Source organism: Streptococcus sp. HMSC077F03, assembly GCF_001812375.1.
Lineage (GTDB): Bacteria > Bacillota > Bacilli > Lactobacillales > Streptococcaceae > Streptococcus > Streptococcus oralis_S.
Map to the genome: position 1 here is coordinate 86,859 of NZ_KV808797.1, position 18,051 is coordinate 104,909.

Below are 18,051 nucleotides of genomic sequence, written 5' to 3' on the forward strand. Positions count from 1 at the left end.
AACGAACTTCTAATTTCACTATTTACTTTGGGATTTTATTTAGTACCGAACAAGCGGTCTCCAGCATCTCCAAGACCTGGAACGATATAACCGTGTTCGTTCAAGCGTTCATCCAAGGCTGCTGTAAAAATTTCTACATCTGGGTGTGCTTCTTGAAGAGCTTTTACTCCTTCAGGAGCAGATACTAGGCAGACAAACTTGATATTTGAAGCGCCACGTTTTTTAAGGGAATCTACTGCCAAGATTGCTGAGCCACCTGTTGCCAACATTGGATCAACGACAAAGATTTGACGTTGGTCAATATCCTCAGGTAATTTCACCAAGTATTCAACTGGTTGAAGGGTTTCTTCATCACGGTACATACCAATGTGTCCAACTTTGGCCGCTGGAACCAAGCTCAAGAGTCCATCCACCATCCCGATACCTGCACGCAAGATTGGGACAATCGCCAATTTTTTACCAGCCAATTGTTTTTGAACGGTCTTTGTGATAGGTGTTTCGATTTCCACGTCTTCAAGTGGAAGATCACGAAGTACTTCATATCCCATCAACATTGCAATCTCATCTACTAGCTCACGAAAAGCTTTTGTAGAAGTGTCTGTACGACGCAAGATTGACAATTTGTGTTGAATAAGTGGATGATTAATGACTTCAATTTTTCCCATTTTCTGAGTTCCTTCTTTCAATTTATTCTTCTTATTATATCAAAAAACGGTTTAAAAAGCTTTCTAAACCATTTATTTTTATTAATTTTTAAATCAAATCTGCCTCTTGAAGAGCCGTCTGAACAGTCTCTAATGGTAAATGGGTTAACTCGGTGCCTTTTTCTTGATAAAGGTACTGGGCATAGTCATCCATTCGGTACTGGTTGATATAAACCACGCGCTTGCAACCAACTTGTAGCAGTTGTTTGGTGCAGTTCAGACAAGGGAAATGGGTCACATAGGCTGTAAATCCTCTGGGAACCCCTCGCTCAGCCCCTTGGAGAATAGCATTAACCTCGGCGTGAAGGGTTCGAACACAGTGACCTTCAATGACAAGACATTCGTGGTCAATACAGTGTTCCGTTCCTGATACGGAACCATTGTAGCCTGTTGAAATGACTTTATTGTCCTTAACGAGGACAGCTCCCACCTTGGCACGTTTGCAGGTCGAACGATTGGCAATCAGTAAAGCCTGGGCTGCAAAGTACTCATCCCAAGCCAGTCTTTTTTCTGTCATAAGTCTTCTCCTTTTCCTCTATTTTTTGAAAAATGGCAAGCGTAAATCTGCAATCTTTTCAGCCGGAACCTTCATGCCATCCTTGATCCATTTGAGCAGAACCGATACGATGGCAGAACTCCAAAAGGAATGAAGGTAGCTGCTAACGCCTTTTGACTTTCCGTGGTATTTTTCTAGAAATTCCTGCATGGCTTGGACAAAAATCTTTTCCAAATGGTAGTCCAGAGCAAGTTGGATAACTTTGGCTTCTTTCTTGGCTGCGCGGAAAAGGTGTACCCAGACTAGATAAAGGTCTGTTTTAACATCGTAGTGGCTCAACTGTTCCATAATGTTATGGACACTGCGTTTAAAAACACTTTCCAAAATCTCTTCTTTGGAGTCATAGTTACGATAGAAGGCAGCACGAGAGACGCCCGCCCGTTTGACCAGCTCCGAAATGCTGATCTTGGCCAAGTCTTTTTTCTCTAGAAGTTGCAAAAGAGCCGTCTCGATTGCTTCTCTAGTTAAAAAATTGGATTCTTGATTTGATTTTCTGAGATTTTCAAGAGATTTTTCAGATATTTTACGTTCAGACATAACAATTTCTTTCTACTTGTGACAACAGAGAGGTGGTACTTTTGTTTCAAGGGCTTTCATGATATAATTGTAAAAAAAGACAGAACCTTTGTCAATGTATAAGTGACAAAGATGGAGAATTTCTATGACTTGGAAGATTGTAGCTGACTCCGGTTGTGATTATCGTCAACTGGCAACTCCTGCTATTGATACGGAATTTGTTAGTGTTCCTTTAACCATTCAAGTAGCTGATCAGGTCTTTATCGATGATGCCAATCTCAACATTAACCACATGATGGAAACCATGTATGCGACTTCTGAGGCTTCAAAATCAGCCTGTCCTAGCCCTGATGATTACTTGCGTGCATTCGAAGGAGCCAAGCATATCTTTGTTGTTACTATCACTGGTGCTCTTTCTGGCAGTCATAATAGTGCGCAGCTTGCTAAGAATATCTACCTTGAAGAATACCCTGACACTCAGATTCATGTGATCGATACATTGTCAGCAGGTGGTGAGGTTGACTTGATTGTCGAAAAAATCAATAGTTTGATTGATCAAGGACTTTCTTATGAGGAAATTGTTGAAGCTATTACAGCCTACCAAGAAAAAACCAAGTTGCTCTTTGTTCTTGCTAAGGTTGATAACTTGGTAAAAAATGGCCGTTTGAGTAAGCTTATCGGTACAGTTGTTGGCCTTCTCAACATCCGTATGGTTGGGGAAGCAAGTGAAACTGGAACCTTAGAACTGCTCCAAAAAGCGCGTGGACCAAAAAAATCTCTTCAAGCAGCCTATGAAGAACTCATCAAGGCTGGCTATGCTGGTGGCCGTATCGTCATGGCTCATCGCAGCAATGAAAAATTCTGTCAGCAATTGTCAGAACGCTTGCTTGAAACCTTCCCACAAGCGGATATTAAAATCATCCCGACGTCTGGTCTCTGCAGTTTCTATGCAGAAGATGGCGGTTTGTTGATGGGATATGAAATTAACTAAGATTATGAGCAACAAGAGATGCCAAGCATCTCTTGTTTTTTGTGGTACAATAGAGCTATGAAACATTTTGATACTATTGTCATCGGTGGAGGGCCTGCTGGCATGATGGCTACCATTTCCAGTAGCTTTTATGGTCAGAAAACTCTTCTCATCGAAAAAAATCGAAAACTTGGCAAAAAATTAGCTGGAACGGGCGGTGGTCGTTGTAATGTGACCAACAATGGAACCTTAGATGACCTATTAGCTGGAATCCCTGGTAACGGGCGGTTTCTTTACAGTGTCTTCTCCCAGTTTGATAACCATGATATCATAAACTTTTTTACGGAAAATGGTGTTAAACTTAAGGTCGAGGACCACGGACGCGTCTTTCCTGCTAGTGATAAGTCTCGGACTATTATCGAGACACTAGAAAAGAAAATCACTGAACTCGGTGGTCAAGTTGCTACTCAAACAGAAATTGTTTCGGTTAAAAAGATAGACGACCAGTTTGTCCTTAAGTCCGCAGACCAAACCTTCACTTGTAATAAACTCATTGTTACAACAGGTGGTAAGTCTTATCCTTCGACTGGTTCGACTGGTTTTGGTCACGAGATTGCTCGCCATTTTAAACATACCATTACTGAGCTTGAAGCTGCTGAGAGTCCTTTGTTGACTGATTTTCCACACAAAGCGCTTCAAGGGATTTCACTAGACGATGTGACCTTAAGCTATGGGAAGCATGTCATCACTCACGATCTGCTCTTTACCCACTTTGGTCTATCCGGTCCTGCTGCACTGCGTATGTCCAGCTTTGTCAAGGGTGGAGAGGTTCTCTCGCTAGATGTCTTATCTCAACTTTCTGAGAAGGACTTGGTGGCATTTCTAGAAGAAAATCGGGAAAAATCCTTGAAAAATGCTTTAAAAACTTTGTTGCCAGAACGCTTGGCAGAATTTTTGGTGCAAGGCTATCCTGAAAAAGTTAAACAGCTGACTGAGAAAGAACGCGAGCAACTACTCCAGTCCATCAAGGCTCTCAAAATCCCTTTAACTGGCAAAATGTCTCTTGCCAAGTCCTTTGTCACCAAAGGCGGTGTCAGTCTCAAGGAAATCAATCCCAAAACTCTGGAAAGCAAACTCGTTCCTGGGCTCCACTTTGCTGGTGAGGTACTGGATATCAATGCCCATACGGGTGGCTTTAACATCACTTCTGCCCTCTGCACCGGCTGGGTGGCAGGCTCAAATCCAATAAATACCAAATAAGAAAGGAAGTCCTTTGGAACATATTATTTTACTAAGAGGTGTTACTCCTAATGGAAAGAATGCTATCCCGAAAATGTCTTATTTGGTAGATATTCTGACAGAAGCTGGTTTTCAACACGTTCGAACCTATATTCAAAGTGGGAATATCATTCTTGAAAGTGACTTAGATTTAGAAGAAATACGAGAACGCGTTCATACTCTGATAAAGGAAAAAATTGGGGCCGACTTAAAAATGGTTATCAAGAATAAGAACGATTTTGAAAAGATTGTTCATGAGAATCCATTTAGAGAAGACTATCTTTACGATCGTATACATGTGATTTTTTATCAGGGATTTATCCAAAGTCTGCCAGTAGAAAAATTGAAAGCTGACTACGGTGAAGAAGAAATTTGTGTAGGTGATCACTGTCTCTACCTCTATCTCCCTAGAACTGCAAAACAAAAAAAGCTCAATACCAACTATCTTGAAAAATTGTTTGGCCTGGATCTGACCATGCGAAAGTTAAACGTAGTTGAAAAACTATTAACCAAATAGTACTTGAAACCAGAAAAAATCAGCAGAGGTAACTCCGCTGATTTTTATTTTGTCTGTGTCCGAACGTAAGCAGCAATAACATCTGATGTGTATTGAGCTGTACCAGGTCCAAACTTGTCAATGTTTTCCTTAAACTCTGGGTTGTAAACGTAGCCTTTACCGATATGGCCGAATACTTCAATAGAGCAGTCAAATCCATAAGTACGAATAGCTTGCAATAGTTTGGCTGCTTGCTCTTGGTTTTCGGCCGCTGTTGCAAGCAGACCAGCTTGAAGGTTTTGAGCCAAAACTTGAAAAACTTGGTTAAAGGCAGCCGTAGCCTCATCTTCGTGACCTTTCTGGCGTTCAAGCGCTTGGTCCATAACTTCTTGACCATATTTCTCTACCGCTTCTTGGTGGTATTTTTGATTGTCTTGATAGCTAAATCCAGTGAATTTTTCCTCAATGGTCATTTTTCTTTCTCCTTTTTGTTCTTGAATGGTTTTTTGCAAGGTGGAAATCAAGGTATCCAGATGTTGCCTTTCTCGAGTTAGATAGTCCAACTGCCTAGTCAAATGAGGCAATAAATCTTTCCTTTCTTCCTTTAACAGCTCTGCTATTTTTTCTAAAGAAAAGCCTAGATATTTGTAATACAGAATGACCTGAAGTCGTTCCAAATCCTCTTGACTATAGGTTCGATAGCCGTTTTCCGACTTTAAGGGAACCAAGAGCCCTATCTTATCGTAGTGGTGCAGAGTCTTGACAGAGACACCTGAAAGCTGCGCAGCTTCTTTTATATGGTACATGATTTCCTCCTTATACTCAATGAAAATCAAAGAGCAAACTAGGAAGCTAGCCGCAGGTTGCTCAAAGTACAGCTTTGAGGTTGCAGATAAAGCTGACGTGGTTTGAAGAGATTTTCGAAGAGTATTACATTGATAGTATAACCCCTCCCCTTAGGTCAGAGCCAAGCGTTTTTGCGAAAAATTTTTAACTTTTTGAGAAAGGTGTGAAAACTTGAAAATGGTTTTCTTGACAGACCTTAGAAAACATGATAGGATAGTCAAGTCTATCAATCAAACAGAAAGCTCATAAAAAGCCATTGAGAGAAGGCTATTTGACAACTCAAGTAGCCTTTTCTTATTTTAAAAAACAAGATTGGAGTTTCAACTATGTCAGAAAAATCGCAATGGGGCTCGAAACTAGGCTTTATCCTAGCATCTGCTGGTTCAGCCATCGGACTTGGAGCCGTTTGGAAATTTCCCTACATGACTGCCGCTAATGGCGGGGGAGGCTTTTTACTGGTCTTTCTCATTTCCACTATTTTAATCGGTTTCCCGCTCCTGCTGGCTGAGTTTGCCCTTGGCCGTAGCGCTGGCGTTTCCGCTATCAAAACCTTTGGAAAACTTGGTAACAATAACAAGTACAACTTTATCGGTTGGATTGGTGCCTTTGCCCTCTTTATCCTCCTCTCCTTTTACAGTGTTATCGGAGGATGGATTTTAGTCTATCTAGGTATTGAGTTTGGAAAATTGTTCCAGCTTGGCGGTACGGGTGATTATGCTCAGTTATTTACTTCAATCATTTCAAATCCAGCCATTGCCCTAGGAGCTCAAGCAGCCTTTATCTTATTGAATATCTTTATTGTATCACGTGGGGTTCAAAAAGGGATTGAAAGAGCTTCGAAAGTCATGATGCCCCTGCTCTTTATCATCTTTGTTGTGATTATTGGACGCTCTCTCAGCTTACCAAATGCCATGGAAGGCGTTCTCTACTTCCTCAAACCAGACTTCTCAAAACTAACTAGCGCTGGTCTCCTTTATGCTCTGGGACAATCTTTCTTTGCCCTCTCACTAGGGGTTACAGCCATGCTGACCTATGCATCCTACTTGGACAAGAAAACCAATCTGGTCCAGTCAGGGATTTCCATCGTAGCCATGAATATCTCAGTATCCATCATGGCTGGTCTAGCCATTTTTCCAGCCATGTCAGCCTTCAATATTCAGTCAGAAGGGGGACCAAGCCTGCTCTTTATCGTCTTGCCTCAACTCTTTGACAAGATGCCTTTTGGAACCATTTTCTACATTCTTTTCCTCTTGCTCTTCCTCTTTGCGACGGTTACTTCCTCTGTCGTGATGCTGGAAATCAATGTGGGCAATATCACCAACCAGGACAACCGCAAGCGTGCCAAGTGGAGCACTATTTTAGGGATCTTGACCTTTATCTTTGGAATTCCTTCAGCTCTATCCCATGGGGTCATGGCGAATGTTCACATTTTTGGGAAGACCTTCTTTGACGCTATGGACTTCTTGGTTTCCAATCTCCTCATGCCATTTGGAGCCCTCTGCCTTTCACTTTTTACAGGCTATATCTTTAAAAAGGCTCTTGCTAAGGAGGAACTCCATCTCGATGAAAGAACATGGGAACAAGGACTTTTCCAAGTTTGGCTTTTCCTTCTTCGTTTTATCATTCCAATCATCATCATCGTGGTCTTTATCGCCCAATTTATGTAATCAAAAAGGACTTGAGTAGTAAACTCAGGCCCTTTCTTTTTATGGATGGCTAACAATCAATTCCAAACCTTGCCCTTCCAAGGTCCAAGCTTCAACATCACTTGGTAGGATAAAGTGGCTGCCTTTTTGGATTGGATAGTTTTTCCCGTCAACAGTCAGGTAACCCTGACCAGCTAAGACACTAAACAAACTGTAGTCTGCTGTCTTTTTAAAGTCAACTTTTCCAGTGATTTCCCATTTGTAAACCGCAAAGAAATCATTGGATACAAGGAGAGTGGAACGCAAATCATCAGCTTTGACAGTTACTGGACGGCTATTAGCAGGCTCACCAATGTTCAAAACATCGATGGATTTTTCAAGGTGAAGTTCACGCAAGTTGCCCTTGTCATCCTTACGGTCAAAGTCATAGACACGGTAGGTGGTATCGCTAGACTGCTGGGTTTCAAGAATCAAGATACCCGCCCCAATAGCGTGCATGGTACCACTTGGTACATAGAAGAAATCTCCAGCTTTAACTGGTACTTTTGTCAGCAAGGCATCCCAGTTCTTGTCCTCAATTTGCTGGCGGAGTTCTTCTTTTGATTTGGCATTGTGACCGTAGATAATCTCTGAACCTTCGTCTGCTGCGATGATGTACCAGCACTCTGTTTTTCCGAGCTCGCCTTCATGTTCTAGTCCATAGGCATCGTCTGGGTGAACTTGGACACTGAGCCAGTCGTTGGCATCCAGAATCTTGGTCAAGAGTGGAAATACAGGTTCTGGACGGTTGCCAAACAATTCACGGTGTTCTGCATACAAAGTAGCTAGGTCTGTTCCCTCGTAGTGCCCATTAGCGACCTTTGAAACTCCATTTGGGTGGGCTGAAATAGCCCAGTATTCTCCGATTTTTTCACTAGGAATGTCGTAACCAAACTCATCACGTAGTTTAGTCCCACCCCAGATTTTTTCTTGCATTACAGAATTTAAAAATAACGGTTCTGACATCTTGATCTCCTGTCTGATTTTTCTCCCCTCATTATAGCAAAAAAAGAGTTCGAATTGAACTCTTTTTACTATCTAATAAAGTAGGGAGAAGATTTTATAAAAATAGTAACGATATGGTTTTCATACTTTTGATAAATCTAAAAGAAGCTATTCTTTCATAAGATTTGGAAGAACGAACATGATGAAAAAAGCTAACATAATCATCACGAAAACAAGCAAGTAGACAAAACACATAGACAGCCATACATAACGATCAGGTTTTAATGGTCTTTCGACGAAAGATTGTTTCGGTTTTTTAGGGTCATATATCAATAGTTTTAAGATATCATTAATCAAAACTCAAACTTTCTTATTTCTATTCTTGAATTACCTTTGGAGAATTTAGATTATCTATTTTAATACCATATTTATCTTCTCGTCTCTTAAATGCTTCAATCCCCCCTTCTAAAATTTCACAAACATGTTCTTTTATACATTTTTTGTTTAAAATAAAATTACTGTCAGGTTCTTTTATCTGATTCTCTAAAGCTCCATTTTTATAAGCAAAAACTTTGTTATGGGGATTAGGATTATTTTCTGAATGTTGATTTGCTACAATAACATTTTCACAATCACCTGATACGACGATATTAGGATTATGTGTGACAATAATAATTTGCCTTTTTAATTTTCTCTGCTTAATATATGCTGTCAACTCATGGTAAATAGCTCTATTATCTAAACTATCCTCTGGCTGGTCAATCAATACAGGAACCCGACTATTAGAAAAATCTAAAATCAGTTTTAATACAACGAAAGCCTTTTTACCTGGTGACATCTGTTCAAACTTATCATTCTGATATTCAATATCAAATTTATAAGAGTAAAAATCAGTAGTGAAAAACTTTTCGATATGGTCTAATGTGGTTTTGTTTCCATTAAATTTTAAAGAATTATCCTCAAATATAGTATCAATCATTGAATCAAACTCAAAATTTAATTTCTCAATAAATTCTGCTTTTGAACGTCCTTGAGCATTAATGTAGTCAAACTCTAGCTCCAAATCCTTGAGGTAAAAATCTACAGTAATTTTTAAATCACTTTCAGATATATCGAACGAAGTAAGTAATTCTTTTCGAATTTTTGAATACTCTCTATACTGATTAATAATATTTTGTTTTAATTGATCGTTTTCAGTTTTAAGGTTGGATATCTCTTGTTCGTAACTTTCAATTTTTTTCAATATGGTAGTTTCTTGCTTTATGTTCTCTTCTATAAATGACAACTCATTATTATCTTGTAAGTAAGATAAAAACTTTTTAAAATCTGGTGTATCTCTAATTAAACCAATTTTATTCTTAGTTTCATAAATTTGATCATCTAATCTCTGCTTAAGAATATTAATTTTGTCTTCAAATGTTTGTTGTACTTTTTGATTAATATCCTCAACAGCACTATTAATTATATCTCTTATTTCGTCACTATGTTCAAGTGCAGAATTAGATTTGGAATATGCTGCAATATTAGGAATAAATAAATTATCAATAAATACAAAATCTTTTTCAAGCCGATTTATTTCACCTTGTAACTTCTTAATAGTAGAGTTATCTATCTCAAATTTTTTCTTCTCTTCATCATCAATATCTACTGCGGATAACAATTCATCTCGTTTTTTATGAAGTTCAATAATCCTTTTGTTAGTAGCTTTTTTATCAAATTCTGGTTTTACGAGATTTTGTTGACGTTGAAGATTTTCTTTAAATTCATTTAAAAGTCCCTTAATTGCGATATCTATTTTATTATGACTTTGTTGATAACTTTTAATATTTTCATCCAATCCTTTAGATTGAATAATTTCATTAACAAGAAAATTTAACTTTTCAGTATTATTCGCTAGTTGAATCATATGTTCTTGAGGTAGGTATTGTATTTTTCTAGTATCATCCTCTTCCCTATCTTTCCAGAACACATGAAAGTTTTCCATATCTTTATACGTATATTTATTTTTAGATTCACTATCATTAAGTTTATAGGCAATTGAATTTAATAAGGTGGATTTTCCAGTTGATCTACCACCAATAATCGTATTTAAATTATCTGATAAAAGTATGGTATCTCCATCATATTCAATTCTATCAATAATTAGCTCATTATCAGTTCGAACTGGTTTTCCTATTCCTACACATATCCGATGTTCTGGCTCAAAGATTATTTGCTTCAAACCTTCAAAAGTCAAATCTGCTTTAATCCAACTATACTTCGTTCCAATCCCTTCTAAAGAGTGCGAATCAGAAGATTGTAAAAGAGGTCTAACATAATCAGATTTATGCAACCAATATTCTCGGTCAGATATTATATTCATATGTTTGCATTTGGGGTCTTGGCAAGTCGAAGAATCATTACAACTAGAATGAATAATAAAATCTGAATTCACACAAATCTGTTCATAAACAGCCTTATTTTTGGAATCAGAATCACTAGTAGCACTACCATGCCCTCTCGAGAGAAATCCTTTTAAATAGTTTCCATTTAATTCTGTATTCCGTTCTAATATTTGATTTAAACTTTTGAAATCAACATGAGCAGAAGACTCAATCTCTTTATTACTTAATCTATTGAATGCTTTCTCAGTTGCACCAATATTTGCCTTTAATTCCCCTAATAAATTCTTAATAATACCATCATCTAATGTATTATCAAAAATGATGTGATAATCAAATAACTGGTCAGATTTATTTATATTAGATAATCTCACTTCTAAATTAAGAAAAGTTACAATACCGTTCTCTTCAAGTCTTGTTTTTAAATTAAAATCGTCATCGGTAAAATTAAAGTAATTAGTTAAACCAATTGCTGAAATATCCTCATCCTTAATTTTTTGAATAAAACTTTCAATATCTGGACTTCCATCTTCAAATTTACTAAATTGATTATTTAACACTGTATATGGTGAATGTATATGCAAATCCCATTTTCTAAATTCAGAACCTCTATTCATTTAAACTATCCTTTCATATGCTAAAGCTATTGACTGTATTATAAAGTAACTAAGACTGTTTTGAAAAAACATTACCTTTATTATATTATAACATAATAAAAATAAAACTTACTCTTAATTCGTCATAGTTTTTTTGAAATTTTAACAGAATTTTAAACTTTTATGGAATACTTAAATTTAGAACGAAGAATGAAAAATGTTTTACAAAAGTAAAAGAAGCGAAATGGATTTTTTATATCACAATAACCATAATATGCTTCAATGCAAGAGAATGTTGTTATACAAAATACTTAATGCCATTGAAACAAAAGAAATTCTTACTAAGAAATATAATTATATTGTAGAAAAATTTATGACCTAAAATTTTATGTATTTATCTAATCCACTAAAAATTTAAAAAGGATGCAATATGTACTGCCCCCAAAAAGTTGGACAGAAAAAATCTAACTTTTGGGGTGCAGTTCAAACCAGTCTTCTTTTTAAATCAAAGCTGTGATAGCCGTTACCAGACCAAAAATGATACCTGGCGCATTAGCAGCCGCAAGGGGAATATCTCTTTCTTTCTTGAAAAGACCGTAGTAAACCCAGAGACTACAGTTGATGGCTGCAACCAAGGGCTGGATAAAGTTCCCTTTTTGACCAGCCAGGTTGTTCATAATTTGCGGGAAGTAAGAGACGTACATCATAACAGACATGAAGGTCGCTACCCAACCCAAAACTTTCATTTGTTTTTCAGACATTTTCAAAACCTCTTTCATTTTTATGAATCATATTTTATAATCTTTTTTCAAAACAATCAAGTCTTTAAAACTTTTGTTATAAAGATATAAACTATCACAATCTTGTTATAAGAAAGAGGGAACAGAAAAAAGACCGAATTGCTCCGTTCTGTTTACTCAATCAAATATTAGAAAATGAATACTCCTTTTCAATGAATCGATTGATTGATGGTAAATAAGCCGTTAGAAATTATTGACAGTATCGAAATTTTCTAGTAAAATGAATTTTGTTAATACCTAAATGGTGTGTAGTTTTCTATCAACATAGTCAGGAGAAAAGGAACTTATGCTAAAAAAATTTAATGAATTGTCACTGAAAGATAAGGCTTATCTAATTGGCGGTTTGAGCTTATTAGTCATTGTGATCTCATTTGGTCTACTCAATCGTCAAACAGTAACTGTCAGTCTTGTCTTTACACAACTATCTGCTCCCTTGATTTTGGTGATTTTTACTTGTCTAGTAATCGGGATCATTGCTGGTAGTGCTATTGGTATTAGCTATCACCATAACAAGACTCAAGATCTGAGAAGCCGCATTGCTGAAGCAGAAGCGACTATCAATATAAAAGACAGGGAGCTTGTCCAGTACGAGGAACAGGTGCAACAATTAAAACAGGAAGCCAAACAATAAGTGTAGAAATCATAACCACCCGTGAAAACGGGTGGTTTTTTGTCTCGCACCTAACGGAGCGAGACGGACTGAAAGTCGCATAAATACAAAAAAGATCGAATTGCTCCGATCTTTTTAAGTTTCACTCCAAGAATGTTTAGATAAAAAATTTGATAATAGAATTACCTACTTCATACGATAAAAATCAATCACTAGACCAGCAGGCCCTTTAACTAATAAGGACTCTGTTCCCCAATCGGTTACAGTTGGTCCGTTTAAAACCTGGATACCAAGTTCTTTCAACCGTTGGTAATTCTGGTCTACATCCTCAACCTCGATATGAAGAATGATTCCTGACTGAAAATCTTCCAAAGGAATCAAATGATTTTGGGACAACATCAGACAGTGACTGCCAATCGTAAACTGAGCAAAACTGTCATCAACATAATCGGGCTTTTTATCCAAAATACGCTCCAAGTCAGCACAGACTTGGGGAACATCTGAAACGATAATATCTAATTGATTTAAATTCATTTACTATCCTCCAGAAAAAGACCGGATTGCTCCGATCTTTTTAAGTTCCACGAAGGAATTATTTAATTGCGCGTGATTGCAATCCTTCTTCTTCCAAGAAGAGGCGGAATGGTACGAGTTCTTCTGCTTCGTATTTTTCCTTGAAGTCTTTGATTGCTTCTTCTGAGTGAAGTTTTGGATCCAATTCAAGTACTTCTACTGGAAGTGGACGGTGTGGAGTGATGCGAGCATCGATCACAACAGTTTTACCTTCTTTGTTGAGTTTAACGGCTTCTGCAACAACTGCATCGATGTCTTCGATACGGTCAACTGTAAATCCTACAGCACCTTGAGCTTCAGCGATTTTCGCATAGTCAGCATTAGGGAAGTCACAACCAAACAAGTGTTTGTTTGTGTCTTCGTATTTGTCCTTGATGAAGGCATATTTACCATTTGAGAAGACAACGTTGATAACTGGAAGGTCGTATTGAACGTTTGTGATAACGTCTGGGTAGCACATGTTGAATGCACCGTCACCCATGATGTTCCATACTTGGCGATCTGGATTGTCTTTCTTAGCAGCGATACCACCAGGAAGGGCAATACCCATTGTCGCAAAGAGTGGAGATGTACGCCACATGTTCTTAGGTGTCATGTGAAGGTGACGAGTAGATGTTTGAGTAGTGTCACCTACGTCGATTGAGTAGATAGCGTCTTGATCAGCATGTTTGTTGATTGCATTGTAAACTTGATACAATTGCAATTCACCCTCAGTTTTACCTTCGATTTTGTTCATGTAATCACGCCAGTTTTGGTTGTTCTTAACGTTTGCACGCCACCATGGAGTAGATTCAACTGGGTTCACTTTGTCAAGGATAGCTTTAGCTGCTTGACCTGCATCACCAAGGATTGAAGCGTCTAGGGCATGACGTTTACCAAGTTTGTAAGGGTCGATATCCACTTGGATGAATTTTTCAGTATTCTTGAATGCTTGGTAAACTTCAGCAAATGGGAAGTTTGAACCAAGGAAAAGAACTGTGTCTGCTTCAAAGACCACTTCGTTGGCTGGCTTCCAACCAACACGGTAAGCAGAACCTGTCAAACCTTCATAGTTCCATTCAAAGGCTTCAAAGTTTTTACCAGTTGTGATGATTGGTGCTTTGATTTTACGTGACAATTCAGTAATCACTTCACCAGCTTTAACACCACCGTAACCAGCATAGATAACTGGACGTTCAGCATTGTTCAAGATTTCAACAGCTTTGTCGATTTCAACTTCGTTCAAGGCAGGAGCGATGAATGAACGTTCGTACGAACCTGAACCGTAGTATGAGTTTTCATCGATTTCTTGGAAACCGAAGTTTACTGGGATTTCAACAACAGCTGGACCTTTTTTAGAAACTGCAGCACGGCAAGCTTCGTCGATTACTTTTGGCAATTGCTCAGCGTAAGCTACACGTTTGTTGTAGACAGCGATACCGTTGTACATTGGGTTTTGGTTCAATTCTTGGAAGGCATCCATGTTAAGTTCGTTAACAGGACGTGATCCAAGGATAGCAAGGAATGGAGTGTTATCCATAGCTGCATCGTAAACACCGTTAATCAAGTGAGTCGCACCTGGACCACCTGAACCAACTGCAACTCCGATTGAGCCACCGAATTTAGCTTGCATAACCGCTGCAAGAGCACCTGTTTCTTCGTGGCGAACTTGCAAGAAGCGGATATCTTTGTCTTCAGCCAAAGCGTCCATCAATGAGCTGAGTGTTCCTGATGGGATACCGTAGATGGTGTCTACGCCCCATGTTTTCAATACGTTGAGCATTGCTGCAGATGCAGTAATTTTCCCTTGAGTCATAATGATAACTCTCCTTCAAATATTTTTAAATCTACTAAAAAAGGTTTCATATAGTTTTTGAAAACGTTTCAGTAAATTTTTACACTACTAATTTATCACATTTATTTTTAGTTTACTAAGAATCTGCTCAGAAGATTTCATTCTCTATTACAGTACAGTTTGAAAACGTTTTTCAGAACTGTTTTATAATAAAAAGCGAGCAAGCTCGCTTTTAGTCTATTTTACTAAAGTTTAGTAAGAGTGAACTAGTCAGAACAGATACAGAACTAAAGGCCATGGCTAGACCAGCCAGTTCTGGATTGAGAACGAGACCAATTCCTGAAAAGACTCCTGCTGCAATCGGAATGCCGGCGACATTGTAGATAAAGGCCCAGAAGAGGTTGAGCAGAATTCGATTAAAGGTTTTCTTACTCATGTCAAAGGCACGAACCACTCCTAGAAGGTTATTAGTTGTCAACACCAAATCTGCTGACTCGATGGCAATATCTGTTCCAGCTCCCATAGCAATCCCGACATCCGCTACACTGAGGGCAGGAGCGTCATTGATACCATCACCAACAAAGGCTACTTTTCCAGCTGATTGTAGTTTATGGATTTCATGGGCTTTTTCTTCTGGCAAGACACCTGCAATGACCTCTTCGATTCCGATCTGATCGGCAATAGCACGCGCCACGCCAGCATTATCCCCTGTCAGCATGACTGTTTTAAGTCCACGTTTTTTCAGCTGACTGATGGCTAACTTGGCATTTTCCTTGGGAATATCTTGCAGGGCAAGCAAGCCTTTGATTTCATTGTCAACAGCCAAGTAGACAACTGTCTTAGCTTCTTTTTCTAGTTCTTCTAGTTTTTCTTGATAAGTGCTAGAAATGTTCATGCCATCCAGCATTTTAGCATTTCCAAGCAGAACTTGTTTTCCATTGATTTGCCCTGAGACACCTTTTCCGTGCAAGGCTTGGAAATTTTCCACAGTTTGAATCTCAAGTCCAGCTTCACTCGCTCGCTTGACAATGGCCTCAGCCAGTGGGTGTTGGGAAGCTTCTTCCAAGGAGGCTGCCAATCCAAGCACTTCTACTTCGTCGCCGATGATATCTGTTACCACAGGTTTCCCTTCCGTCAAAGTCCCAGTCTTATCAAAGACAATAGTTTGAACTTTTTGGATTTCCTGTAGAACCGTTCCATTTTTGAGGAGAACCCCCATCTTGGCACTGCGACCTGTCCCCACCATAAGGGCCGTTGGTGTTGCAAGTCCTAGTGCACAAGGACAAGCGATAATCAAAACAGCCACCCCATAGAGAAGAGAAGAGACAAAGCTCGCTCCAAGCACGACTACACTATCCCTGAACAAGACAAACCATACCCAAAAGGTCACAATCCCTAAAATGACAACCGCTGGTACAAAAATCCCTGAAATCTTATCCGTCAAATCCTGAATTGGTGCTCGGCTGGTCTGGGCTTTCTTCACAAAGTCCACAATCTGAGCCAAAACTGTCTCTGAACCAACTTTTTCTGCCCTAAAAACAAGTGTTCCACTATTATTGATGGTGGAGCCAATGACAGTATCTCCAACTGTCTTGTCCACAGGCAGACTCTCACCTGTCACCATAGACTCATCAATACTAGAGATACCTTCTACTACGACCCCATCAACCGCAATCTTTTCACCGGGACGCACTCGAATCAGGTCACCTGCCTTGACTTGCTCCAAGGGGACTTGAACATAGCTATCATCACGCAAGACTTCTGCAGTTTTAGCCTGCAAGTCAAGTAATTTCTCCACAGCTTGGGAAGTATTTTTTCGCATTTTTTCCTCAAAAACTGCTCCCAAAAGAACGAAGAAGAGGATAAAACCAGCACTTTCAAAGTAAACAGGAAGTCCAGTAAAGAGGGCAACTAGGCTATAGAGATAGGCCACTAGGGTTCCCAGAGCAACCAAGGTATCCATGTTGGCATTGTGCTTTTTAAAACTAGCCCAAGCACTTTGGATATAAGGACCACCTGCTACTAGCATAATCGGTGTTGTGGCTAAAAAGGTGCCCCAACGCATGACTTGGTGACTAATTCCTCCTGTCGACATTCCAATCATGAGGATTACAAGAGGCACAGTAAAGATACTAGTAATCCAAAAACGCTGTAAAAGTGATAGAGATTTTCGAGTCTTCTCAACTACGGTATAACTTCCCTTTTGCATCTTCATACCACAAGAAAATTCATGTTGACCTAATTCTTGAGGTGTAAAACGAATGACTTTCTCTTCGTCTACGCCGATTGGTTCTAAGATGCCTTCTTCTTCAAACAGAATTTCCTTATAACAGTTTGAAGGTGTCACACGGTGAAAGGTGATCTCAGCAGGAACTCCTTTTTGCAGTTGAATGTGGGCTGGATGGTAGCCTTTGTCTGCCGTGATACGGATTTTTTGAACACCATTTTCAAGATTTGCTTTTATAATTTCAGTCATATCATTCTCCTATTCTACAATCATCTTACCGTGCATCATATTCATGCCACAAGAGAAACCATACTCTCCAGCCTGCTCAGGCGTGATTTCCACTACATACTCTTCGCCCATAGGCAAGTCCGCATGCACTCCAAAATCTGGGAAAACAATCTGATCTAGGCAGGGTGAAGGGTCCTTACGGTCAAAGACAATACGGGCTGGCACTGATTTCTTAAGAATAATCAACTCAGGTGTATATCCCCCTTTGACTTCCACTCGAATCTCTTGGTAGCCCTTTTTTTGCTGAGCCTTTTGTCCAGATTTTTCAGGCTTTTTGAAAAACCAAATCAAGATAAACGCGATAAGGGCAATACAAATAATGGTTACAATACTATTTAACATGACGTCTCCTTTACATACAATTACATCTTACTTCTGTTACAGCGCTTGATTTCTTCTCAGAAATCACAGCTTCTAAGTCTTCCAAGTCAGCCTGAGTAAAATCACATTCAGCAATCAAATCAGCCAACAAGTTCTTAATCCTACGAGAACAAACCTTGTCCTTGATATCTTGGACAAGCAAGTCTCGGCTTTGGTCTAGAGTTAAAAGGGCTGAATAGACAAAGAACTTGCCTTCTTTTTTCCTTGTCAGACACTCTTTCTCAACCAAACGAGCCAAAAGAGTTTGAATGGTCGACTTGGACCAGTCGAACCGCTCCGCCAGAACCCTGATCAAATCCGTACTGGTCTGCTCTCCTTGCATCCAAATAATCTTCATGACCTGCCATTCTGCATCTGAAATCTGCATAATCACACCTCCTAAATCTACATTTGTCGATTACAGTTATTAGTATACTCCGAAAATC

The 18,051-nt window shown here is 38.9% G+C and carries 17 protein-coding genes; 5 read left to right on the forward strand and 12 right to left on the reverse strand.

Annotated features, from left to right (window positions below):
* Nucleotides 1-35 precede the first annotated feature (35 nt).
* The 3 genes from upp to HMPREF2853_RS07635 all read right to left on the reverse strand — a co-directional run bounded on the left by upp (nt 36) and on the right by HMPREF2853_RS07635 (nt 1,797).
* A complete protein-coding gene (upp, locus tag HMPREF2853_RS07625; protein ID WP_000515974.1) occupies nt 36-665 on the reverse strand; it encodes a uracil phosphoribosyltransferase in 630 nt (209 codons plus the stop codon).
* 88 nt (nt 666-753) lie between these two features.
* A complete protein-coding gene (locus tag HMPREF2853_RS07630; protein ID WP_000136994.1) occupies nt 754-1,221 on the reverse strand; it encodes a deoxycytidylate deaminase in 468 nt (155 codons plus the stop codon).
* A gap of 18 nt (nt 1,222-1,239) precedes the next feature.
* Entirely contained in the window at nt 1,240-1,797 is a 558-nt protein-coding gene (locus HMPREF2853_RS07635) for a TetR/AcrR family transcriptional regulator (protein WP_000003897.1), read from the reverse strand.
* A 124-nt stretch (nt 1,798-1,921) separates the two neighbouring features.
* On the opposite strand from HMPREF2853_RS07635, the gene HMPREF2853_RS07640 reads away from it, so the two are divergent.
* Genes HMPREF2853_RS07640 through HMPREF2853_RS07650 form a run of 3 tightly spaced genes read left to right on the forward strand, consistent with a single transcriptional unit; the run spans nt 1,922 to nt 4,541 of the window.
* Nucleotides 1,922-2,767: a DegV family protein gene (locus HMPREF2853_RS07640; protein ID WP_070535527.1), complete on the forward strand. Its 846-nt coding sequence runs from the start codon at nt 1,922-1,924 to the stop codon at nt 2,765-2,767.
* A 57-nt stretch (nt 2,768-2,824) separates the two neighbouring features.
* A complete protein-coding gene (locus HMPREF2853_RS07645) occupies nt 2,825-4,006 on the forward strand; it encodes an aminoacetone oxidase (RefSeq protein ID WP_070535528.1) in 1,182 nt (393 codons plus the stop codon).
* Nucleotides 4,007-4,019: 13 nt separating this feature from the next.
* Nucleotides 4,020-4,541 carry a DUF1697 domain-containing protein gene (locus HMPREF2853_RS07650; RefSeq protein WP_070535529.1) on the forward strand — a complete coding sequence of 174 codons (522 nt, stop codon included), beginning with the start codon at nt 4,020-4,022 and terminating at the stop codon, nt 4,539-4,541.
* A 44-nt stretch (nt 4,542-4,585) separates the two neighbouring features.
* On the opposite strand, the gene HMPREF2853_RS07655 is transcribed toward HMPREF2853_RS07650, so the two are convergent.
* Entirely contained in the window at nt 4,586-5,326 is a 741-nt protein-coding gene (locus tag HMPREF2853_RS07655; RefSeq protein ID WP_000274773.1) for a MerR family transcriptional regulator, read from the reverse strand.
* A gap of 366 nt (nt 5,327-5,692) precedes the next feature.
* Here HMPREF2853_RS07655 and HMPREF2853_RS07660 point away from each other — a divergent pair, with 366 nt between their 5' ends.
* Complete coding sequence (locus HMPREF2853_RS07660; RefSeq protein ID WP_002881319.1) at nt 5,693-7,033, forward strand: sodium-dependent transporter; 1,341 nt, start codon at nt 5,693-5,695, stop codon at nt 7,031-7,033.
* Between the two features lie 39 nt (nt 7,034-7,072).
* Here the strand turns inward: HMPREF2853_RS07660 and manA are convergent, their stop codons facing one another.
* From manA to HMPREF2853_RS07675, 3 genes are all read right to left on the reverse strand, one after another.
* Nucleotides 7,073-8,017 (reverse strand): mannose-6-phosphate isomerase, class I, encoded by a 945-nt coding sequence (manA, locus tag HMPREF2853_RS07665; RefSeq protein WP_070535532.1) that lies wholly within the window; start codon nt 8,015-8,017, stop codon nt 7,073-7,075.
* Nucleotides 8,018-8,372: 355 nt separating this feature from the next.
* On the reverse strand, nt 8,373-10,994 hold the full coding sequence (locus HMPREF2853_RS07670) for a TrlF family AAA-like ATPase (RefSeq protein ID WP_001079331.1): 2,622 nt from the start codon (nt 10,992-10,994) through the stop codon (nt 8,373-8,375).
* Between the two features lie 479 nt (nt 10,995-11,473).
* Nucleotides 11,474-11,734, reverse strand: coding sequence for a SemiSWEET family transporter (locus HMPREF2853_RS07675; RefSeq protein WP_001291475.1), 261 nt, complete (start codon nt 11,732-11,734; stop codon nt 11,474-11,476).
* Nucleotides 11,735-12,059: 325 nt separating this feature from the next.
* On the opposite strand from HMPREF2853_RS07675, the gene HMPREF2853_RS07680 reads away from it, so the two are divergent.
* The gene (locus tag HMPREF2853_RS07680; protein WP_000913393.1) at nt 12,060-12,404 is read left to right on the forward strand and encodes a lipopolysaccharide assembly protein LapA domain-containing protein; all 345 of its coding nucleotides are present in this window, start codon (nt 12,060-12,062) and stop codon (nt 12,402-12,404) included.
* A 165-nt stretch (nt 12,405-12,569) separates the two neighbouring features.
* On the opposite strand, the gene HMPREF2853_RS07685 is transcribed toward HMPREF2853_RS07680, so the two are convergent.
* The 5 genes from HMPREF2853_RS07685 to HMPREF2853_RS07705 form a co-directional block, all read right to left on the reverse strand.
* Complete coding sequence (locus tag HMPREF2853_RS07685) at nt 12,570-12,917, reverse strand: VOC family protein (RefSeq protein ID WP_001052638.1); 348 nt, start codon at nt 12,915-12,917, stop codon at nt 12,570-12,572.
* Nucleotides 12,918-12,975: 58 nt separating this feature from the next.
* Complete coding sequence (gene spxB / locus HMPREF2853_RS07690; RefSeq protein WP_000191819.1) at nt 12,976-14,751, reverse strand: pyruvate oxidase; 1,776 nt, start codon at nt 14,749-14,751, stop codon at nt 12,976-12,978.
* Between the two features lie 211 nt (nt 14,752-14,962).
* Nucleotides 14,963-17,206 carry a heavy metal translocating P-type ATPase gene (locus HMPREF2853_RS07695; protein WP_049500807.1) on the reverse strand — a complete coding sequence of 748 codons (2,244 nt, stop codon included), beginning with the start codon at nt 17,204-17,206 and terminating at the stop codon, nt 14,963-14,965.
* 9 nt (nt 17,207-17,215) lie between these two features.
* Nucleotides 17,216-17,587 carry a cupredoxin domain-containing protein gene (locus HMPREF2853_RS07700; RefSeq protein WP_000935069.1) on the reverse strand — a complete coding sequence of 124 codons (372 nt, stop codon included), beginning with the start codon at nt 17,585-17,587 and terminating at the stop codon, nt 17,216-17,218.
* A gap of 10 nt (nt 17,588-17,597) precedes the next feature.
* Nucleotides 17,598-17,993 carry a CopY/TcrY family copper transport repressor gene (locus HMPREF2853_RS07705; protein ID WP_070535535.1) on the reverse strand — a complete coding sequence of 132 codons (396 nt, stop codon included), beginning with the start codon at nt 17,991-17,993 and terminating at the stop codon, nt 17,598-17,600.
* Between the last annotated feature and the right edge of the window lie 58 nt (nt 17,994-18,051).

Coding starts and splice junctions, on each gene's coding strand:
- upp (WP_000515974.1), bottom strand. CDS start 665: ATGGGAAAAATTGAAGTCATTAATCATCCACTTATTCAACACAAATTG.
- HMPREF2853_RS07630 (WP_000136994.1), bottom strand. CDS start 1,221: ATGACAGAAAAAAGACTGGCTTGGGATGAGTACTTTGCAGCCCAGGCT.
- HMPREF2853_RS07635 (WP_000003897.1), bottom strand. CDS start 1,797: ATGTCTGAACGTAAAATATCTGAAAAATCTCTTGAAAATCTCAGAAAA.
- HMPREF2853_RS07640 (WP_070535527.1), top strand. CDS start 1,922: ATGACTTGGAAGATTGTAGCTGACTCCGGTTGTGATTATCGTCAACTG.
- HMPREF2853_RS07645 (WP_070535528.1), top strand. CDS start 2,825: ATGAAACATTTTGATACTATTGTCATCGGTGGAGGGCCTGCTGGCATG.
- HMPREF2853_RS07655 (WP_000274773.1), bottom strand. CDS start 5,326: ATGTACCATATAAAAGAAGCTGCGCAGCTTTCAGGTGTCTCTGTCAAG.
- HMPREF2853_RS07660 (WP_002881319.1), top strand. CDS start 5,693: ATGTCAGAAAAATCGCAATGGGGCTCGAAACTAGGCTTTATCCTAGCA.
- manA (WP_070535532.1), bottom strand. CDS start 8,017: ATGTCAGAACCGTTATTTTTAAATTCTGTAATGCAAGAAAAAATCTGG.
- HMPREF2853_RS07670 (WP_001079331.1), bottom strand. CDS start 10,994: ATGAATAGAGGTTCTGAATTTAGAAAATGGGATTTGCATATACATTCA.
- HMPREF2853_RS07675 (WP_001291475.1), bottom strand. CDS start 11,734: ATGTCTGAAAAACAAATGAAAGTTTTGGGTTGGGTAGCGACCTTCATG.
- HMPREF2853_RS07680 (WP_000913393.1), top strand. CDS start 12,060: ATGCTAAAAAAATTTAATGAATTGTCACTGAAAGATAAGGCTTATCTA.
- HMPREF2853_RS07685 (WP_001052638.1), bottom strand. CDS start 12,917: ATGAATTTAAATCAATTAGATATTATCGTTTCAGATGTTCCCCAAGTC.
- spxB (WP_000191819.1), bottom strand. CDS start 14,751: ATGACTCAAGGGAAAATTACTGCATCTGCAGCAATGCTCAACGTATTG.
- HMPREF2853_RS07695 (WP_049500807.1), bottom strand. CDS start 17,206: ATGACTGAAATTATAAAAGCAAATCTTGAAAATGGTGTTCAAAAAATC.
- HMPREF2853_RS07700 (WP_000935069.1), bottom strand. CDS start 17,587: ATGTTAAATAGTATTGTAACCATTATTTGTATTGCCCTTATCGCGTTT.
- HMPREF2853_RS07705 (WP_070535535.1), bottom strand. CDS start 17,993: ATGCAGATTTCAGATGCAGAATGGCAGGTCATGAAGATTATTTGGATG.